Source organism: Pseudomonas sp. BNK-45 (assembly GCF_047456255.1).
Classification (GTDB): Bacteria; Pseudomonadota; Gammaproteobacteria; order Pseudomonadales; family Pseudomonadaceae; genus Aquipseudomonas.
Map to the genome: position 1 here is coordinate 3,763,090 of NZ_CP179909.1, position 16,471 is coordinate 3,779,560.

A 16,471-nucleotide genomic window follows, 5' to 3' on the forward strand; every position below is an offset into this window, starting at 1 on the left:
AGGCGCGTCACCCCAGGTACTGACCGTCGCGACGCAGCTCGGCGGCGGCCTCCAGAATGCACTCGCGCAGGGTGTCGACGATCTGGTCGATCTGCTGGTGGTTGATGATCAGCGGCGGCGACATGACGTTGAGGTGGCCGATCGGGCGCACCAGCAAGCCCTTGGCCTGGGCCCGCAGGTGGATGCGCTCGGCGATGTTCAGGGCTTCCGGCAGCAGCGCCTTGCTCTGCTTGTCCGCAACGAATTCGACACAGGCCATCAGCCGCATGCAACGCACATTGCCTACCAGGGGCAATTCGGCCAGGGTCTGCAGGCGCTGCTCCATATAGCTCCCGACATCCTCGACATGGGCCAGCAGGTTCTCCCGTTCGATGATCTCGATGTTCTTCAGCGCTGCGACGCAGCTCACCGGGTGCCCGCTGTAGGTGAAGCCGTGGGTGAAGCAGCGCCCCTTGCCCGGCTCGCCGATCACCTGCCAGATGCGCTCGGAAAACAGGCAGGCCCCCAGGGGCAGGTAGCCCGACGTCAGGCCCTTGGCGGTGGTGATGATGTCCGGCTGCATGCCGAACACCTCCTGCGAGGCGAAGAAGGTGCCCAGACGTCCGAATGAGGTCACCACTTCGTCAGCCACATACAGCAGGTCGTAGCGCTGGCAGATTTCCCACATGCGCCGGTGATAACCCTCGGGCGGAATGATCACCCCACCGGAGCCCATGATGGGTTCGGCGAAGAACGCTGCCACCTTGTCCGGACCGATGGTGAGGATCTTGTCCTCGAACTCGGCCACCAGGAAATCGAGGAAATCCGCCTCGCTCATCCCGGCCGGGGCGCGGTAGTAGTTGGGGCAGGAGATGTGGTGGAACAGATCACTCATGAAGTCGAATTCGGGAGCGCGGTCGGCGGCCTTGTTACCGATGGACATGGTGAGGAAGGTGGAGCCGTGGTAGGCATTGATCCGTGAGATCACATGCTTTTTCTCATGCTTGCCGCGACTGTTCTGATAGAACTGCACCAGGCGGTAGGCCGTATCCACCGCGGTGGAGCCTCCGGTGGTGAGGAACACGTGATTCAGGTCGCCCGGCGCCAGGCTGGCGAGTTTTTCACAGAGCTGGATGGCGCTGACGTTGGCCATGTCGCAGAACGGATTGGAGTAGGCCAGTTGCCGCACCTGATCGGCGATGGCCTCGGCCATTTCCTCGCGTCCCAGGCCGATGTTGGTGCACCACATGCCACCGACCGCATCCAGGTAGCGCCGGCCGGCGGTGTCATAGATGTAGGCGCCCTCACCGGCGGCGATGTTCAGCGAACCCTGCTCGCGGTGTTCGTCGAACATGTGGAAACCGTGCATGTAATGCGCCTTGTCGGCGGCCACCAGCTTTGGCTCGTCGAACTGCTGGAAGAAGGTTGCGGATTGGATAGCCATGGGCTTCACCTCGGGTCAAAGCGTTGCGTGGACAGCGTGTGGGATCCGCACCGCCGGATCACTTGCCGATCTTCACCATGTTCCAGGTGCGAGTGATCAGGCGGGTACTGGCGGGTGACTGGATGGTCTGGGTAAACAGGCGCTCGCGGGTCTGGGCATCGGGGTAGATCGCCGGGTTGTCGCGCACTTCGGCGCTGAGCAGTGGCGTGGCCTTGAGGTTGGCATTGGCATAGCGGATGTAGTCGCTGACCTCGGCCATGACCTGGGGCTGCAACAGGTATTCGATAAAGGCGTGGGCATTGGCCGCATTCGGGGCGTCGGCGGGAATGTAGAAGTCGTCGAACCAGATCAGCGAACCTTCCCTAGGAATGAAGTAGTCGAGCTTGACCGGTGCTCCGGCTTCATTGGCGCGGGCCTGGGCCGTGGCGTAGTCGCCGGACCAGGTGGCACTCAGGCACAGCTCGCCATTGGCCAGGCCGTTGAGGTAGCTGGTGGAGTCGAACTTGCGGATGTAGGGGCGCACGGCCATCAAGGCATCCTGCGCGGCCTTGAGATCGGCGGGCTCGGCGCTGTTGGGATTGCGCCCCAGCCAGGCCAGGACCAGCGGCAGGATATCGGTGGGCGAGTCCTGCAGAGTCACTCCGCAGTCGGCGAAGCGCGACACCACCTTGGGGTCGAACAGCATCGCCAGGGAACCGATGGGCGCATCCGGCATCCGCTCGCGGATCTTGTCGACGTTGTAGGTCACGCCATTGCTGCCCCAGGTGTAGGGCGCCGAATACTGCACGCCCGCGTCGTAGTTCTCCAGGCTCTTGAGCACCAGGGGGTCGAGATTGTGCCAGCTGGGCAGCAACTGCTTGTTCAACGGCTGGAACACCCGCGCCTTGATCAAGGGCGGCACCAGCGCGGCGTTGAGCACCACCAGGTCATAGCCGGAGCGCCCCGGAAGCAGCTTGCCCTGCACGGTCTCGTAGGAGTCGAAGGTGTCGTAGATCACCCTGATCCCGCTGGCCTTCTCGAAGCCGGCGAGGGTGTGCTCACCGATGTAGTCCGACCAGTTGTACAGGCGCAAGGTCTTGTCCGCGGACTCCTGGGCCTGCCCCCCGACTGCCGCCACCGCCAGAACCACGCCAAATACCGCAGGGAATGCTATGCGCATGCTGGAATTCCGCCTTGAACCTGATGGAAGGAGCCCGGGTCGAGCCGTTGGCGCTACTGTCCGCGAGCGGCCGGACACACGCCATAACCCGATCGGGTAGGTGGCAAGGTGCGGAAAGAGCAGCGAGCAATCCGCCGTCATCTGTGCAATCATCCAGCGCCGTTGCCCACTCCGACACGGATTTGCAGTTGCCCGGAAACCTGTAGAAACAGCCCGGCAGAAAAAATATCGAATAGGAGTTGCCAGGAATGGAAAACATGTCCATAATTGCGACCATTCCTCAGCGAGGAAACGGAAAAACTCTTTAAAAATCAAAGAGTTGCGAGATGAGGTTGATCTCGAAAGCCGTTCCAGTTTGTACGTGTTCAGTGTTGTTTTACGGTACTGGACACTTGGGGCCGAGTAGCAAAATGGTTATGCAGCGGATTGCAAATCCGCCTACGCCGGTTCGATTCCGACCTCGGCCTCCACCCTTGAAAACCCCGTAGATTAACGTCTACGGGGTTTTTTATTGCCTGCGTGAAAGTGCTGGCGAACCAAAACTTTTCTATTTCGTCGGGTTCGCGATGGCTCCGATGCGAACGTAAGACGATTTCTCTGTTGGCTCTTGTTTTCGCAGACTGCTTATCGCGATTGGCCGCAATCATCGATGGTGCTATCGCATCAATCGGTATTTCTTCAAAAATCGGTCTTAGTTGTCGTAACTCGGCTTTGTTGTCCTGCCGTTCCAGCTGACAGCTGAGTAGGATTCGCCGCGTGGAACGCCGCACTGTCGGCAAACCCGCGGGAGCGTGACGGTGATTGAGGCTTGGCCCGCGTGCTGCTCCCGGGCTGGGATGGTTACCGTTCTTTCTACAGGCATGACTTCGTGCTTGGCCTCTATAGCGGCTTGCTGGGGAGGGCCGCTGCTAAGGGGAATTAAGGGGGGGAAGAGTGCATGCTTCGACAAAAATCCACCCTGGAACTACTGTGATTGAAAGCGGCAAGGGTGGCCTGATCATGTTCAATCAATATCCAAATCAAAAATTTGCTCGGCGGCTGTTCTTTTCAGGGGGGCTATTGATGCTGGGCGTAGCGATCGCCGTCCTTGTTAGTACCGATTGGATTGGATTTTTATTGACTGCTGTGGTCTCGAGTATCTTTTTCATACCCGCGTTCATCCTTAGCGAAAAAGCCTTTGACCGCTTTGTAAAATCTGCGGACAAGATCAGCTTTCTAGCTCCCGTCATTCGATTTTTCAGCGGCTGAGTTAGATGAGCGTTCGGTTTTTATGGGTGGAGTGCAAATGTACTCCTATCGAGATTTTTTGCCCTGGAGCTGCATCAGCGCATCAGTGACGTTGCCCAAGCCCATGTCCCGTGCCAACTGCCAGCCCTCGTCGTACAGCTCAGCCTCGTACTTGTCGCTTGTGGAGCTGATGGACGCGGGCTGCTCGACTGGGCGGGTGTAGATCTCGGCGCCGCCGTCTTCATCGCACAGATCGGTGGCCTCGGGCCTGGCGAACAGCACTTGGCCAGAGAACTCCCTCTCTGAAATTCCTCCTTCAAGCAGCCATTCCAGGTACGTCCCGTCATCGTTCTGGCAAGTTACGGCTGCTGCCTGGATCAGGGTTGGTTTGCCCTGGTTGTGGGCGGCTGGCTTGCGCTCCAGGGCGGCGCGCAGAGTCTCAATTGCTGAGCAAGAGCCGCGATCATCGCCGTTGCGTCGAGCCACGAAATCGTCCAGCCAAAGCAAAGCCTCCTCGATCTTCACCCACTCGTTGCGCTCAACCGGTGAGCTCACACCTATTCAGGTCCTGGCATCCGCCGGGGCTTTTTCGTTTATGGCTTCCCGCACCCTTTGTTCCGAGCTGCTACTACAGGTGGGCAAAAAGGGTTCAAGATACTGGTTGCATGTACAGTTTTTTGTTGGGATAGTTATTCCACTCCTCGAGTGAATAAGAAGCTAAAGCCGGCATGTCGTTGGTGCTGACCTTCCTCGTGTGAAGGCCTTGAGCCTCGAGCTATCGCCTATGAGCGAAATGAAAGCGGAATCCTCCGCAACCAACCATTCGACTCAATAGGTCAATCCAAATGAAAAAAGCTATCAGTGTTTCCCTGCTCGGCTTGTTGGCGCTTTTTGGTGCCAGCATGAGTGCCTTTGCTGACACAGCAATGTCCTGGAACCTGGCAAGGGATGTAATTCTGGCAAAGGAGAGTGCTCCACAAGGTTCTCCTTGGTCGTTTATGCAGAACTCGTCTGGTGTCAACAAGGCCGAAAACTACGTCCCATTGCCGTACTTCAAAGCCGATTCATGCAGCAATCTCCCGGCTACATGTTGGATGGATCAAGCATCTGGAGCACATGTGTCGGTTCACCTGAAACCTTACACCTACACGGCAAATGGCAGCTTTACCATTGCCGCTGGTGATGTGGCATTTCACCCAGGCCAGAACAGTCAGACGGTCATTCGCTGGGCCAGTCCTGTGGTGGGCGAGATCAACATTCTTGGGCGAGTAAGTAGCATTCATAACAGTTGCGGTGATGGCGTTGCCTGGTCTTTGAATCAGGGTGACACCGTTCTTCAGTCGGGTAGCTTGGTCAGAGGCAATGGAGCGGTCTTTTCGGTCAGTAAAGTGCTTGTCACTAAATCGTCCGCCATTTACTTGGTTCTCGACAAGAAGGCCAACTACACCTGCGATACCAGCACTATCGACATGCTCATCACCAAGCAATAACGGTGATGTAGCAGCACGTATGTCGACAACGCCAAGAGCGTCCAACTCATCGCCTTTGAGCGACATGAAAACGGAATCCTCCGTAACAAATCATTCGACTCAATAGGTGAAAAATGAACGCAGTAAAAATTGGCAAGCACTTCGGCAACCTGTTTCCGAAAGGTGTTGTACAGATCGTCTCGCCAGCCGAGAACGTGAACGGCCTTATCGTTCAGACAGCTTCCATCGATCCAACCAGCGGGTACGTCAATCTGTATGCTTCGGAGACAGCGCCTACCATTACCGGCGACGCCAGTACTCGCTGCATTTTCAATGGTAATGGCCCGGCTGTCGCGAATAGCCATTCCCAAGTTCTTCTTCCTGCTCCGATGTTCGTACCTGCTGGTATGGGGCTATGGGTGACCGCTGGTTCCTGGCTCCCAAGTACTACCGCTACTGGATCTCTGGCCATCACCTGGGACCTGGTTGCATAAGGGCTATCTGTAGCCACTGGCCCGGCCATGTGCCGGGTCTTCTATCTAGTGATTTTTATCCTTGGTCTTCGCCCAGACTGGCAAAAGCCTTTTTGATTATGCCCATGGCTGTGGTTCTCTTGCGCACGGGTCAGCTCACATTCGCGAGGTTGAGTGACCAAGTTTCAGTCTCGGCATTAGAGGCCGAGGGTTTAACGCCAGCTAGAGATCTTCTAAGCAACTTCGAAGAGTGTGCAGCTCGGACACCGTCGATGTTTGAATCGCCCCAAATTTCGTAGACGCTTCGAATGACCGATATTTACTGGGCCCTGCGCCCAGGCGAAGGTCCGCTCATGGCTGATACCGCTCATTAGGTACAGTAGAAAGGGGGGATCCCTATCCTCTCTGGAGTTTCTTTGATTGGACAGACTCTGATCGGAATGGCGGTCTTTGTTGCTTCTCTGCTTAATTTTTGCTTCAGCAAGTATTGTTTGCTTATAACTGTATGAAATATAAGTATTTTTATATTTAGTATGTCCGATCCATCATCGGGCGGCGGGTCGACGGGATCTCAGCCGCCACATGGGGCAAAAATGGGGCAAACCATAGGCCAATCTATGCCATCTAATGCCAGTTATGCGTTTATGCAATCTGATGCGGATGGGCATTGGCGCCAGCAACCAAGGGTCCATCCCGCCGAATCCCCCGCATACCCCTACACAACCGGCGTGTGCAAGGTCATAGGTGGTTATGAGTCAGCGTTCTCGCACGTGAGACTGCAAGTCATGGCAGCCACTGATCGACGACGCAGACAGACCTATAACGAAGGAGAGAAAAACGATGACGAATGTCTTTATCGAAAGACGACTGGATCTCAAGAAGGGTGGGGAAGTTTCTATTCGTTTTCTTCGGCCCGAGCCAGACCTCGAGAACGACTAGCATTGTGATATTGAATTAGAGTGGCCTGACCGTCGGCAGAATCTACGTATATTCGGTATTGACGCCATCCAGGCACTTCTACTTGCTATGCAAGGCGCTCGCTACGAACTGGTTGGTTCGCCGGAGAATGCGGCAGGTGAACTGACATGGCTTGGTGAGCGTGATTTTGGTCTGCCCGTTGTTACTGCGCCGGCATGCCCGTGATTTGTGATCCATCGTAGAGATAAGGTGCTCTTTCCGCTTTGCGTATGTGCTGATCGGGCTGCCGATCTGAGTTCCGTGAGTCGCAGTTAATGCTGGTTGATCGGGCTGATCAGTCGCAATTAATCCTGGTCGAAAACCGCGCTGATTGCAGGTCGGGGCGGTTTCGTTTGCAGGTCATTACAGCTAGGCATTACCCCTTCTGTTTTTTTGGGGGGGCGGCGGGGCAGTGCTCGACATGCGTCAAGTAGCAATTAGATTGGCTGACATCCAGGAAACAAATATAAGAGTCTAGCCTTTGAATTGGCGTTCAAGCACCGCGAGCTGGACAATGGGCCAGAGGTTTATCGGGCCTGTGACTCGCTCCAGCAAACCATCAGCAGGTTCTACCGGCAGACCGCCGGCTACGGAGTCGACTTTCCATTCGAGGAGTACCAGCGCATGGCCGACTACCTGCGGCGCTGCAAGGTCCGGGTGATGGTCAGTATCAACGACCATCTCGATGTCCGTTGGGTCTTCGACGGCTTCCACTTCGAGTTTCTGGACATTCGCTATAGAGCGACGAACCTGCGGCATGGCAAGGCCGATGTCACTGGCGAGCTGGTCATAAAGAACTGGGAGCCCTCAGGGTTTGGTCAGCTTTTTTAGCCTCGTTCCCCCTGGGAACTGATGGGGCAGCCATTCAAGTACGAATGATCATCTGTGGGATATTTGGCAAACTCAAACAGTAAGCCTGGTCTTCCAGTCTGGTTCACTTTAATATTGCGCCTGTCACAACCCATGGCCGGAATCCGCTTCTATGCGAGCCTATAGGAATTATTCCTGCGGGTGAGAATTGCTACTTTAGGATGGGCTAATGTTCGTAACGTTGAATGGAATCCAAGCGCTTCGAGCGCTCGCTGTAGTGTTTGTTATTTTTTCACATCTTTTCAGCATTGAAGGAAAATATTCTTCAGAGGTTATTCTGCCGAACGCTACCCTTGTCGGTATGTCCGGAGTGGATATTTTCTTCGTGATTAGTGGATTCATCATGGTCTACGTCACAGACGGAAAACGTGATGGACTATTGAGGGTGATCGAGTTTTTGTATCGTAGAGTTGTTCGGATTTACCCAATATATTGGGTATATACTTCACTGGTTTTAGTACTGTATATGGTTGCGCCAAGTATGGTTAATAGTGGTGCGTCTGCTGATATTTTGGCGTCCTATGCGCTTTGGCCGACAGAAAATCCATTTCTCGTGGCAGTCGGCTGGACACTTTCTCATGAGATGTATTTCTATATTTTCTTCTGTTTACTGTTCTTTATGTCGGATAGATATCTGAGTCTATTTCTTGTGGTTTGGGGGGGGGTAGTTTCCTTAAATGGAGGGCTTTATGAGGGGGGCTCTCCGTTACTTAAGGTGATATTTAGCCCGCTTACTATAGAATTTATAGGTGGCGCTATGTTGGGGCTGTTGGTTCTGCGTAGAAAACCCTTAATGCCAATGTGGATTGCCACATCAGGTCTTGCTGCCTCATTTAGTGTCTTGCTGTTTGTTGGTGGGTGGTATCTTGAAGTCGCAGGAACTACGCCTAGCGGGTGGTGGAGGGTTTTGGTTTTTGGTGTTCCTGCTGTGCTCATTGTATTTTTTATGTGCAGCGCTGAGCTAGCTGGCCTTAAAATACCTAAGCTCCTAAGTGTCGTCGGTGATTCATCGTATTCGATCTACCTTTCTCATGTGCTGGTTATGTCAGCCATGGGGTATATGTGGTTTAAACTTCACGATTATGTGGCTCTCAGTAGCGTGGTAGTTTTGCCGGTTATGGTGGTGGCCTGTATTGTGTACGGCTATTTGAGTTACCGGTTTATCGAGAAGCCGATTGTTTCATCATCTAAGTTGGTGAGTTTGAATAAGTTGGCGCGAGCTTGACATTAGCTGTATGTCATTTTTCTACGAAAGATTTTTGGCGGCCCAAAAAATTTTGTTTGTTTCGACGCTCAATCCCGGTTTCCGGGATGAGCACCTTTTCGTTACACTTCCAAGGTTAGTTCCGATCAAGGCTCCACCACCTGTCTATTTTCAAGAGCATGGTGTAGTGGTCAACTAATCCCGGACACGACGTTAAGTTTTTCCTCGGCCTGAGCTGGAGTTAGCCCGTTGTTTAATTGAAGCGGCCGAATCCAGTTGTACAGATGCATCAGATAATGGCTGATGTCTAGGTGTGCCTCTCGCGCTGTCATGTGCCCCACGGTCGGTATCCATTTCGTTTTCAAGCTGCGAAACACCCGTTCCATCGGTGCGTTATCCCAGCAGTTTCCACGACGACTCATGCTCTGGCGTATACGATAACGCCAGAGCCGCTGGCGAAAGTGGCCGCTGCCATATTGCGCCCCCTGATCCGAATGGAACAGCAGCCCTTGAGGCTTGCCGCGCTGCTCATCAGCCATATCCAAGGCCTTGATCACCAGATCCGTGTCGGGTTTCCCTGACAATGCCCAACCCACGACACGGCGCGCGAAGAGGTCCATGACGACCGCCAGGTAATGCCATTTTCCTTGCGCCCAGATGTACGTTATATCGCCGCACCAGACCAGATTGGGCGCAGGCACATCAAACTCCCGATTCAAGATATTCGGAATATCGGGCCGCTCGACCGTCGCATGCTTATACGCATGCGAGCCAGGCTGCTTGCTGACTAATGCCAGCTCGTGCATCAGGCTGCGTACCTTGAACCGACCGACTTGCTCACCGTCTTCCTGCATCATCGAAACGATGCTTCGGCTACCGGCAGCGCTTCGACTTTTCGTGAATATCTCGTTGACCCGACTACGTAACCGAAGCCGTTCAACGTCTGGAGTTCGGCGTCGGAGTCGGTGGGCGTAGTAGCACGAACGAGTGACATCAAAGACCACGCAAAGCCAATCCACCGGCTCATGGGAGCTCAGTTGATCAATCAGTGTGTGCGCTCGTGCTCTTCCGACATCAAGAGCGCGGTAGCCTTTTTTAAAATGGATTTCTCCCGCTCAAGGCGAGCGATCCGAACTTCCAGCTCCTGGATTTTCTGCTGCTCGGGCGTCAGCGCCTTGCTCTGCGGAGTCACACCATTGCGCTCCTGCTGAAGCTGGTTAACCCAACGACGCAATGCGGACTCGACCACCCCGAGCGAGCGACAGGCTTCAATATGGCTGTAGCCTTGATCAAGCACGAGACCTGCGGCCTCGCGTTTGAATTCAGCGGAAAAGGTACGGCGTTGTTTGGTCATCTGACACCTCGATCTGGCGAGCATTCTCGCCTAAATGGGTGTCCGGAGTTAGTAGAGCACTATATGGACATCGCAGGCGTTCCGGTTTGTCGGTTCGCGAGCGCCGAGTTTATGCAGTGACCGCTTCTGGCCGATTCTGTCGAAAAAAATCGAATTTTCAGCTGACCTGAACTCAGGCTCGACCATCGCCTAAGAACCTACCCAGCACATTGAGTGGTTTTTCGGCCCTTCGTTGAGCTTTGCAGCTCGGTTACTGAGTTGGTTTGAGGTTTTTTGCTTTGTGTAGACGCGCCTATCCCGTGACTGGTGGCCCTTGAGATGTAAATTTGAGCAGCGGTCGCAGGTTCTGTAATGCAGCGGCAGGTTTGTACTCATCAGTCGCGCTACTCATGCCACGTGGCCGCAGGCGATCCAATTTCAGGATGCGCTTGAGGTGGGCAAACAACATTCGAGCCTCTTACGTTCGTGGCGAGAGCGCTCGTATGCAGGTGTCGCTGCGATTCGCCGAGCCAGATCGCGCGCGTCTTTATGGACGCTGCGAGCAATCTTGCGAAGCGCAGTGTTCGGGTAGCATTTGGCTTTCATCGGACAGGCTACGCAGTCGGTCTGCCGAGAGCGGAAGATAATGGTGCTGGCTTTGGTGACATGCGAACGCTCATTTTTGAAAGCTCGCCATTCGCTGAGCAATGGGTTGCCGGCCGGGCAGCGGTACTCCTCGGCCTCTTCATTCCACTGGAAATCGTTACTCGAAAAGCTGTCGCTCTTGCACTCGGTTTTGTCACACGCCAGCACATGCAGGCTCAATGTCTTTTTACTCCACCATCCAGGCCAGCATCGGTGCGGTACCGTAAGCGGTGTCGCCAATCAGGTGTTCCGGCATAATGTCGAACTGCGCTTCGACCCGATCGATCATCGTCTTGGTGCTCTCTACTTCTGCGGTTCGATGAGCCGGTGTGGGTTCCACATCCATGATCACGCCATGCACGGTATCGATCAGATAATTCGTGGGATAAGCGTAGAACACTGGGTCACCTGTAGCTGCTGTCCAGCGGGCTTTAGGATCAGTCAGCGATAGGCGCTTCGATAACCTTTCAGCCAGAGCCTCTTCATCGAGGGCTTCAAGGTCCTCGCGCACGGCGCGTGTGCTCGGGGCTAGACTGCTCCAGTTGTCCGACTGGGTGCGATCGATTTGCCGGAGATGATCTCCTTTTCGTACCGGTGGAAGACGTAGCTCATCAGGTGGTTGGGCTGGGGTGGCGCTTTGCGTTCCAGCCTGGCCCATTCCACTTTGGCCTGATCGAGGTCGGTGCCCTGGGCGATTTCCTTGCGTTTGCCGGCGGCGTGCCTGCCGTCGTAGTAGTACGCCGTCCAGATCTGGCCTTTCTTGCCCTTTTTGATACAACGCACCATGCGTGGCGGCAGGTCGCGGTTGGCTGTGGTTCTCTTGCGCACGGGTCAGCTCACATTCGCGAGGTTGAGTGACCAAGTTTCAGTCTCGGCATTAGAGGCCGAGGGTTTAACGCCAGCTACGTGACGAGATCTTCTAAGCAACTTCGAAGAGTGTGCAGCTCGGACACCGTCGATGTTGGTTAGAATGGCGTGTTGAAGTCTATTGCTCGCAAGGGAACCCCATGAGCACTGAAAAGCCAGAGCTTTTGTTCGTCCTTCAAAGGTTTCTAGATAATATTTATGAGAAGGCTTCTAGAAGCCAGAGTGTTCTACTCAAAAGAAATCATGGCCACTACACATATGCGAATGAAAGACTCTTCGTCTACGTGACGATCTTCCCTAAAGAGGTTGAGATTGTTTTTGAGAGTCAGCAGGTAGGTGACGGAGTTTTTAGTATTGCTTTGGATATGTGCATGTCCAGTGGAGAAGTATTGGCTGGCGACCTGTTGTTTCTGAATGGGAGATGCGAGGAGATCAGCGCCGTATTGGCTTCGCAAGAAGACAGGGTGTTGGCCCAGTTGTTAAAGTGCTTGGACAACTGAGTCTCTTTTCAAAAGAGTGGACGCCGCAGGCGTTCCGGTTTGCCGGTTCGCGAGCGTCAAGTTTATGCAGTGGCTGCTCCTGGCCTAAAGCGCCGCTCATGACTGACCTCTTTTGAGCATTCGACGCCCCTAGGAAATCAGTTCCCCAATCAAATTCATGACCCGCATAGGCCGTGGGTTGCAGCCTTTCTAGGTGATGGCACTTGCGGAACGGATTTGTAACTAACTAGTTGAAATTATGAAGTGTTGTCTGGATTGCAAGTCCGCCTACGCTGGTTCGATTCCGACCTCGGCCTCCCCTTAAAAAACCCGTAGATTAACGTCTACGGGTTTTTTATTGCCTGGGATTTTGGGGGGGGGGCTCCGCAGTTTTTCGAATCGCTTCCGCAACTCTGGGGGGCTTGCGACCGCCGTTTTCGTCAAAGGCATAGGACGGATGTGCTAGATAGCCCTTTGCAACATGCTCAGGGTGCGAAGCTATTGCTTTCAAAAATAACGGCAAAGGACCGCCCCCATGATCGCTTTTGCAAGGCAGCTTTTGCCTGCCGCATTACTGTGTAGTGCCCTCGCTGCCCAGGCGAGTGAAGTGCTGAAGGGCGACTACTGGGTCGTTCATTACCAGGGTGTCTTGGGCAAGAATCAGGTGTTCATCGCCGACGGCGACCCCACTCACATCGTCAATCGTCCAGGTGGCGCGAAATCATTGGGTGTCTATCAACTTTACGAAGAGCCCGGCAAACCCAACTTCACCGCTTACGATGTCGAAATCGATTGTGCGAAGAACCGCGTGCGCATCATGGGTGCGGCGGATTTTCGCAGCGTGTTCAATGATTTTCGCAATGTGAAGTATTCCAGCCAGTGGCAGAGCAAACCTGACGCCTGGCTGGCACAAAGCCGTGACTTTGTCTGTAAGCCGACTGAACGCCAGGCCAAGAAGATGGAGCACTTGGGTGTGATGCCCGCGTCGCAAATGAGCAAGGCAGGGCCGCAGTTCTTCGAGATATTGAACCGCGAGGCGGCCAAGGCGGCCATCATGCAGAAGATAGATGAAGGGTTCGCGCAGATGTCTGCCAATTAACGCGACCTTCAGGGAGAAGACCTTATGAACCGATTGTTTATGTTGGCCCTGCTCGCCACCTTGCTCAGTGGCTGCGCATCATTGTCGGCCAGCAGCGCCTGGAAAGATCGTCCGGTGGGCGAACTGATCGACTTCTTCGGCGTGCCAAGGCAGATCATGGTGGCGCCGGAGGAAGATATGGTCGTGCTCAGATATGTACGTGACAGTAGCTATGTTTCACGTGAAGCCGCGGGTACTTACACTGGGCCGCAGAACGGGCAACTTGTGCACGCAGAATACTGGGAAGACGTGCAGCACTCAGGCAGTTGCGAAATCAATGTGTTCGTCAACAGAGCGCGACTGGTGGAGAAGGTGCGAACTAAAGGGCGTTGTGTAGCGGTCCAGATGACGCCGGCAGGGTAGGAATGGCCACTGGCGAGGATGGATTCCGATTAGTATTTCAACTATTAGTGACGCCAATCAGGCTCAGCGGCTCGTACGAATAAGTACGCTGGCACCGTCCAAACCTCCGGACTCGCTGCACCAGCTCCGCCCTTAGACTTTCGGATGCAACTTGGGGCACCAAACCAAGCTGCGATGTGCTCCTCGGGGACATTTGGATCCCCCTCAATACCGACCACGACCGCAAGAAGGCCGTCTAGCTCGACTAAGTCACCACGTTGCCAATTTGTCATGCGCAGCCCCTTTGAAGGTTTTCGATTTTCAAGTCAGCTCGTTCGTCGGAATCGCGACACTCACCACAACTCAAGTCGGGAATGGCTGCCACCACCTTGCGATTCCGTCTTTTTCTTCTTCTGCTTAATTTTTGCTAAAGCAATGATATTTTTGCCTATAAAGCTATGAATTATAAGAATTATTTTTGTGCGATCCATCAACTGCCGGGTTGGGCGGCTGAGTTGGCAAGTCTGCTACCCGTTGCTATAGATTGCGACTTGCATAGAAAAAAATAGCTTCACCCAGAAAGTCGACCATCTTTGGATGGTAGGCGTTATGAAATACCTTCATGTCGGGGTTGTCTCTATAGAACAAAGCCATCCCAATGTATGCCTTTTGAGAAGGAAGATAGAAGCGTGAGGCGATCGAATAGTGACGCGCTATGATTGCTTGAACTTCGGGCGATGCTGGAAACGAGCTATCTATCAGAGGGGTTAATTCCTTGTACAAGACATCCCAATCAATATGAGTTTGTGTTTTATCAACGTGTGACCAATTTTTCGTCTCGGCAAGGGACTTTGTTTGCTCTACCGTCAGTGCTTGTCGACATTGTTCGAGATATTCAGAGGCTGAATCTTGAAGAGTCATGGGGCTGCTCGTTTGGATAGAAAAATTGTTGTGTGCAACGGTGTAGGTTGATTATGACGCCCAACTACAAGTAGGTGACACATGTGGTGTAATTTTTTGCGCTGGTTGTGTCGCACAACGACCCTTGCCGCTCTGTAAGCGATTATCTAGCCTGCTCTTAATATCTAGATTGCGACATGACTCAGGATGCAAAGCGATGCTGATGACAAAACTGCTTGGTTAAGTGCACGAGCAAATTTACTTCTCGTTTTATTGGGCTGGCATGGTGCTATCTGTCAGATAAAACCGATTTATCTTGGCGACCTTTCCTGCGTCACCCGGCTCCGGGACGCCTCCCTCCCCAGCGTTCCTGAGTGTGTTGTCGGCTTTGCAACCAGTCTTCTGTCCGCATCAGCATCGGCCAGATCAACGGTGGGTGGTCTTGCAGGCGAAGATTGATCTGGTGATAGCGATACCGCGCCTTGTGAGGGAGCCCATCAGGCTTATGCAGCAGGGCTAAGCGCTTCAGCTGCATTTTCATCGTTCGGTACGTGCTGCTGCTCTTCGAGCCATTGCCAGAGTAGCGGCCGGCGCTGGCTCAGCCACTCGGTGATACCTCGTTCGGGAAAGAGTGCTGCGGATGTAAACAGACCTTTTAGCCTATCGCGAGATCTGGCAAACAGCTGGTACGACCAAAGTAATGGAGATACAGCCTGACTCCCGCCTCTTGTTGATCTTGTGGATGATGCGGTGAAGTGCTCGCATCGCGATGATTTCAGGCAAGTGCCGCCTTCCGTGGCCGGTGGGTTTGGGGTGGGGGTTTAGATGCAGAGAATTAAAACAGTCGCAGGAGCCGGCCAGGTCTGTTCGGTCGCCTCCTGCTTTTCGCAACTCGCTCCGCTCCTAGCCTTGACCATGCAATGGGTCGCTCAGGCACGGAAAGCGAAGCGCCGTCCTTTGGGAAGTCCCCTTGCCCAATGGACGAACATCGAGCAAAGGGCGCAATTAAAGGTGGAAGTCGCCCGCAGCCTCCGGCTGGTAAAGCACTTTCCTGATCTCAATCCGGCGGGTCCGATCAGAAATTCGCCAGTCGATGGCGTCCCCCTCCTGATAACCAAGGATGGCGGCGCCTAGATCGGAATACACGGAATACTTCCCTGCGCTGCTGTCCGCGTCTTCTGGGTAGACCAAGGCCGCTTCGAACTCTTCGTCGTCCAGTTGCAGCAACGCCCTAGAGTTCATTGTGATGACATTGCGCGCCACCTGTTGCGGCTTGACGACAATGGCTCGCTCAAGCTCATGTTCGAGTTCAACAATCGCCGGGCCTTGCTCGAGCGCGATTAGGCTTTCGAGCCTGGCCTTGTCGATTTCAGTGATGTAGATCCTGGTGGAGTCGTCACCGGCTCCTTCGCGCAAGAACTGGAGATAGCGTCCCGCCGTCATGGACAATGACTTCAATGTCGGCGTTTCGCTCTCAAGCATAAAACCGCTACGCAGAAAGGCTTTCAGCGAGCGCGAGTTATCTGGGTGAATCTTGGCGATGAGTTTCTCGGCCAGCATGTCGAGGAAGGCCATTTTCATGCCTTCGCGAATCGTGCGGGTGCCAAGGTTTCGGCCCCATTTTTCGCAGTCTCCAATGGCCAGGACGATCTCGCAATTTGAGCCGGTCTTGATCAGGCGGACAAAGCCCACCGGGACGTCATGCCGGTCATAGGCCATGAAGAATCGGCCGCCCTGGTTGAATAGATGGGTCAGGATCGGCAACTGAGTCCGATCAATGGCTTGCTCAATGGAACGGGAGACATGAGGCGAGTCGCTCAGATAGCAGGTCACGCGCTCATCTTCCAACCAACCCATCAACTTCAGCGCGTGCGCCCGAGTTATTTCAGGGCACAGCGTAATGAAAGGCTTGTTCATCTTAACCACACTTCTCTGCAAAGGATGGAAGCCCTTCATGGCTATAGACATGACGGTTCTTCGGCAAC

At 54.2% G+C, this 16,471-nt stretch carries 15 protein-coding genes, 1 tRNA gene and 3 pseudogenes; 10 read left to right on the forward strand and 9 right to left on the reverse strand.

The annotated features are described in order from the left end of the window. Nucleotides 1-7 precede the first annotated feature (7 nt). Nucleotides 8-1,423 carry an aminotransferase gene (locus ACMGG8_RS17340; RefSeq protein WP_414158005.1) on the reverse strand — a complete coding sequence of 472 codons (1,416 nt, stop codon included), beginning with the start codon at nt 1,421-1,423 and terminating at the stop codon, nt 8-10. A gap of 58 nt (nt 1,424-1,481) precedes the next feature. Beyond that, nucleotides 1,482-2,582 carry an extracellular solute-binding protein gene (locus tag ACMGG8_RS17345; protein ID WP_060843873.1) on the reverse strand — a complete coding sequence of 367 codons (1,101 nt, stop codon included), beginning with the start codon at nt 2,580-2,582 and terminating at the stop codon, nt 1,482-1,484. 396 nt (nt 2,583-2,978) lie between these two features. Between ACMGG8_RS17345 and ACMGG8_RS17350 the strand changes: the two genes are divergently transcribed. Continuing rightward, a tRNA-Cys gene (locus ACMGG8_RS17350) sits at nt 2,979-3,052 on the forward strand. Between the two features lie 105 nt (nt 3,053-3,157). Here the strand turns inward: ACMGG8_RS17350 and ACMGG8_RS17355 are convergent. Next, nucleotides 3,158-3,307 (reverse strand): annotated as a pseudogene (locus ACMGG8_RS17355) (integrase); the annotation flags it as partial. A 208-nt stretch (nt 3,308-3,515) separates the two neighbouring features. Here ACMGG8_RS17355 and ACMGG8_RS17360 point away from each other — a divergent pair. Continuing rightward, a complete protein-coding gene (locus ACMGG8_RS17360) occupies nt 3,516-3,830 on the forward strand; it encodes a hypothetical protein (protein ID WP_146189206.1) in 315 nt (104 codons plus the stop codon). Between the two features lie 45 nt (nt 3,831-3,875). On the opposite strand, the gene ACMGG8_RS17365 is transcribed toward ACMGG8_RS17360, so the two are convergent. Then, nucleotides 3,876-4,364: a hypothetical protein gene (locus ACMGG8_RS17365; RefSeq protein ID WP_414158006.1), complete on the reverse strand. Its 489-nt coding sequence runs from the start codon at nt 4,362-4,364 to the stop codon at nt 3,876-3,878. Nucleotides 4,365-4,654: 290 nt separating this feature from the next. Here ACMGG8_RS17365 and ACMGG8_RS17370 point away from each other — a divergent pair, with 290 nt between their 5' ends. The 5 genes and pseudogenes from ACMGG8_RS17370 to ACMGG8_RS17390 all read left to right on the forward strand — a co-directional run bounded on the left by ACMGG8_RS17370 (nt 4,655) and on the right by ACMGG8_RS17390 (nt 8,803). Beyond that, a complete protein-coding gene (locus tag ACMGG8_RS17370; protein ID WP_414158007.1) occupies nt 4,655-5,299 on the forward strand; it encodes a hypothetical protein in 645 nt (214 codons plus the stop codon). A 113-nt stretch (nt 5,300-5,412) separates the two neighbouring features. Continuing rightward, nucleotides 5,413-5,772 (forward strand): hypothetical protein, encoded by a 360-nt coding sequence (locus tag ACMGG8_RS17375; protein ID WP_414158008.1) that lies wholly within the window; start codon nt 5,413-5,415, stop codon nt 5,770-5,772. A 927-nt stretch (nt 5,773-6,699) separates the two neighbouring features. Beyond that, the gene (locus tag ACMGG8_RS17380; protein ID WP_414159947.1) at nt 6,700-6,894 is read left to right on the forward strand and encodes a DUF6968 family protein; all 195 of its coding nucleotides are present in this window, start codon (nt 6,700-6,702) and stop codon (nt 6,892-6,894) included. Between the two features lie 384 nt (nt 6,895-7,278). Further along, a pseudogene (locus ACMGG8_RS17385) lies at nt 7,279-7,539 on the forward strand (DNA adenine methylase); the annotation flags it as partial. A 208-nt stretch (nt 7,540-7,747) separates the two neighbouring features. Continuing rightward, nucleotides 7,748-8,803: an acyltransferase family protein gene (locus ACMGG8_RS17390; protein WP_414158009.1), complete on the forward strand. Its 1,056-nt coding sequence runs from the start codon at nt 7,748-7,750 to the stop codon at nt 8,801-8,803. Nucleotides 8,804-8,973: 170 nt separating this feature from the next. Here the strand turns inward: ACMGG8_RS17390 and ACMGG8_RS17395 are convergent. The 3 genes and pseudogenes from ACMGG8_RS17395 to ACMGG8_RS17405 form a co-directional block, all read right to left on the reverse strand. Then, a protein-coding gene (locus ACMGG8_RS17395; protein WP_414158010.1) for an IS3 family transposase occupies nt 8,974-10,136 on the reverse strand; the annotation gives its coding sequence in 2 pieces (ribosomal slippage) (nt 8,974-9,881 and nt 9,881-10,136; 1,164 coding nt in all). Nucleotides 10,137-10,428: 292 nt separating this feature from the next. Further along, nucleotides 10,429-11,283 (reverse strand): annotated as a pseudogene (locus ACMGG8_RS17400) (transposase); the annotation flags it as partial. 5 nt (nt 11,284-11,288) lie between these two features. After that, nucleotides 11,289-11,588, reverse strand: coding sequence for a hypothetical protein (locus ACMGG8_RS17405; protein ID WP_414159999.1), 300 nt, complete (start codon nt 11,586-11,588; stop codon nt 11,289-11,291). Between the two features lie 179 nt (nt 11,589-11,767). On the opposite strand from ACMGG8_RS17405, the gene ACMGG8_RS17410 reads away from it, so the two are divergent. From ACMGG8_RS17410 to ACMGG8_RS17420, 3 genes are all read left to right on the forward strand, one after another. Then, entirely contained in the window at nt 11,768-12,127 is a 360-nt protein-coding gene (locus ACMGG8_RS17410) for a hypothetical protein (protein ID WP_414158011.1), read from the forward strand. A 514-nt stretch (nt 12,128-12,641) separates the two neighbouring features. Continuing rightward, complete coding sequence (locus ACMGG8_RS17415) at nt 12,642-13,205, forward strand: hypothetical protein (RefSeq protein WP_414158012.1); 564 nt, start codon at nt 12,642-12,644, stop codon at nt 13,203-13,205. Between the two features lie 24 nt (nt 13,206-13,229). Beyond that, nucleotides 13,230-13,607: a hypothetical protein gene (locus ACMGG8_RS17420; RefSeq protein ID WP_253165362.1), complete on the forward strand. Its 378-nt coding sequence runs from the start codon at nt 13,230-13,232 to the stop codon at nt 13,605-13,607. 516 nt (nt 13,608-14,123) lie between these two features. Here the strand turns inward: ACMGG8_RS17420 and ACMGG8_RS17425 are convergent. Next, entirely contained in the window at nt 14,124-14,507 is a 384-nt protein-coding gene (locus ACMGG8_RS17425; protein ID WP_414158013.1) for a TipAS antibiotic-recognition domain-containing protein, read from the reverse strand. A 984-nt stretch (nt 14,508-15,491) separates the two neighbouring features. Continuing rightward, nucleotides 15,492-16,454: a bifunctional GNAT family N-acetyltransferase/nucleoside diphosphate kinase regulator gene (locus tag ACMGG8_RS17430; protein WP_173655905.1), complete on the reverse strand. Its 963-nt coding sequence runs from the start codon at nt 16,452-16,454 to the stop codon at nt 15,492-15,494. Nucleotides 16,455-16,471: the final 17 nt, after the last annotated feature.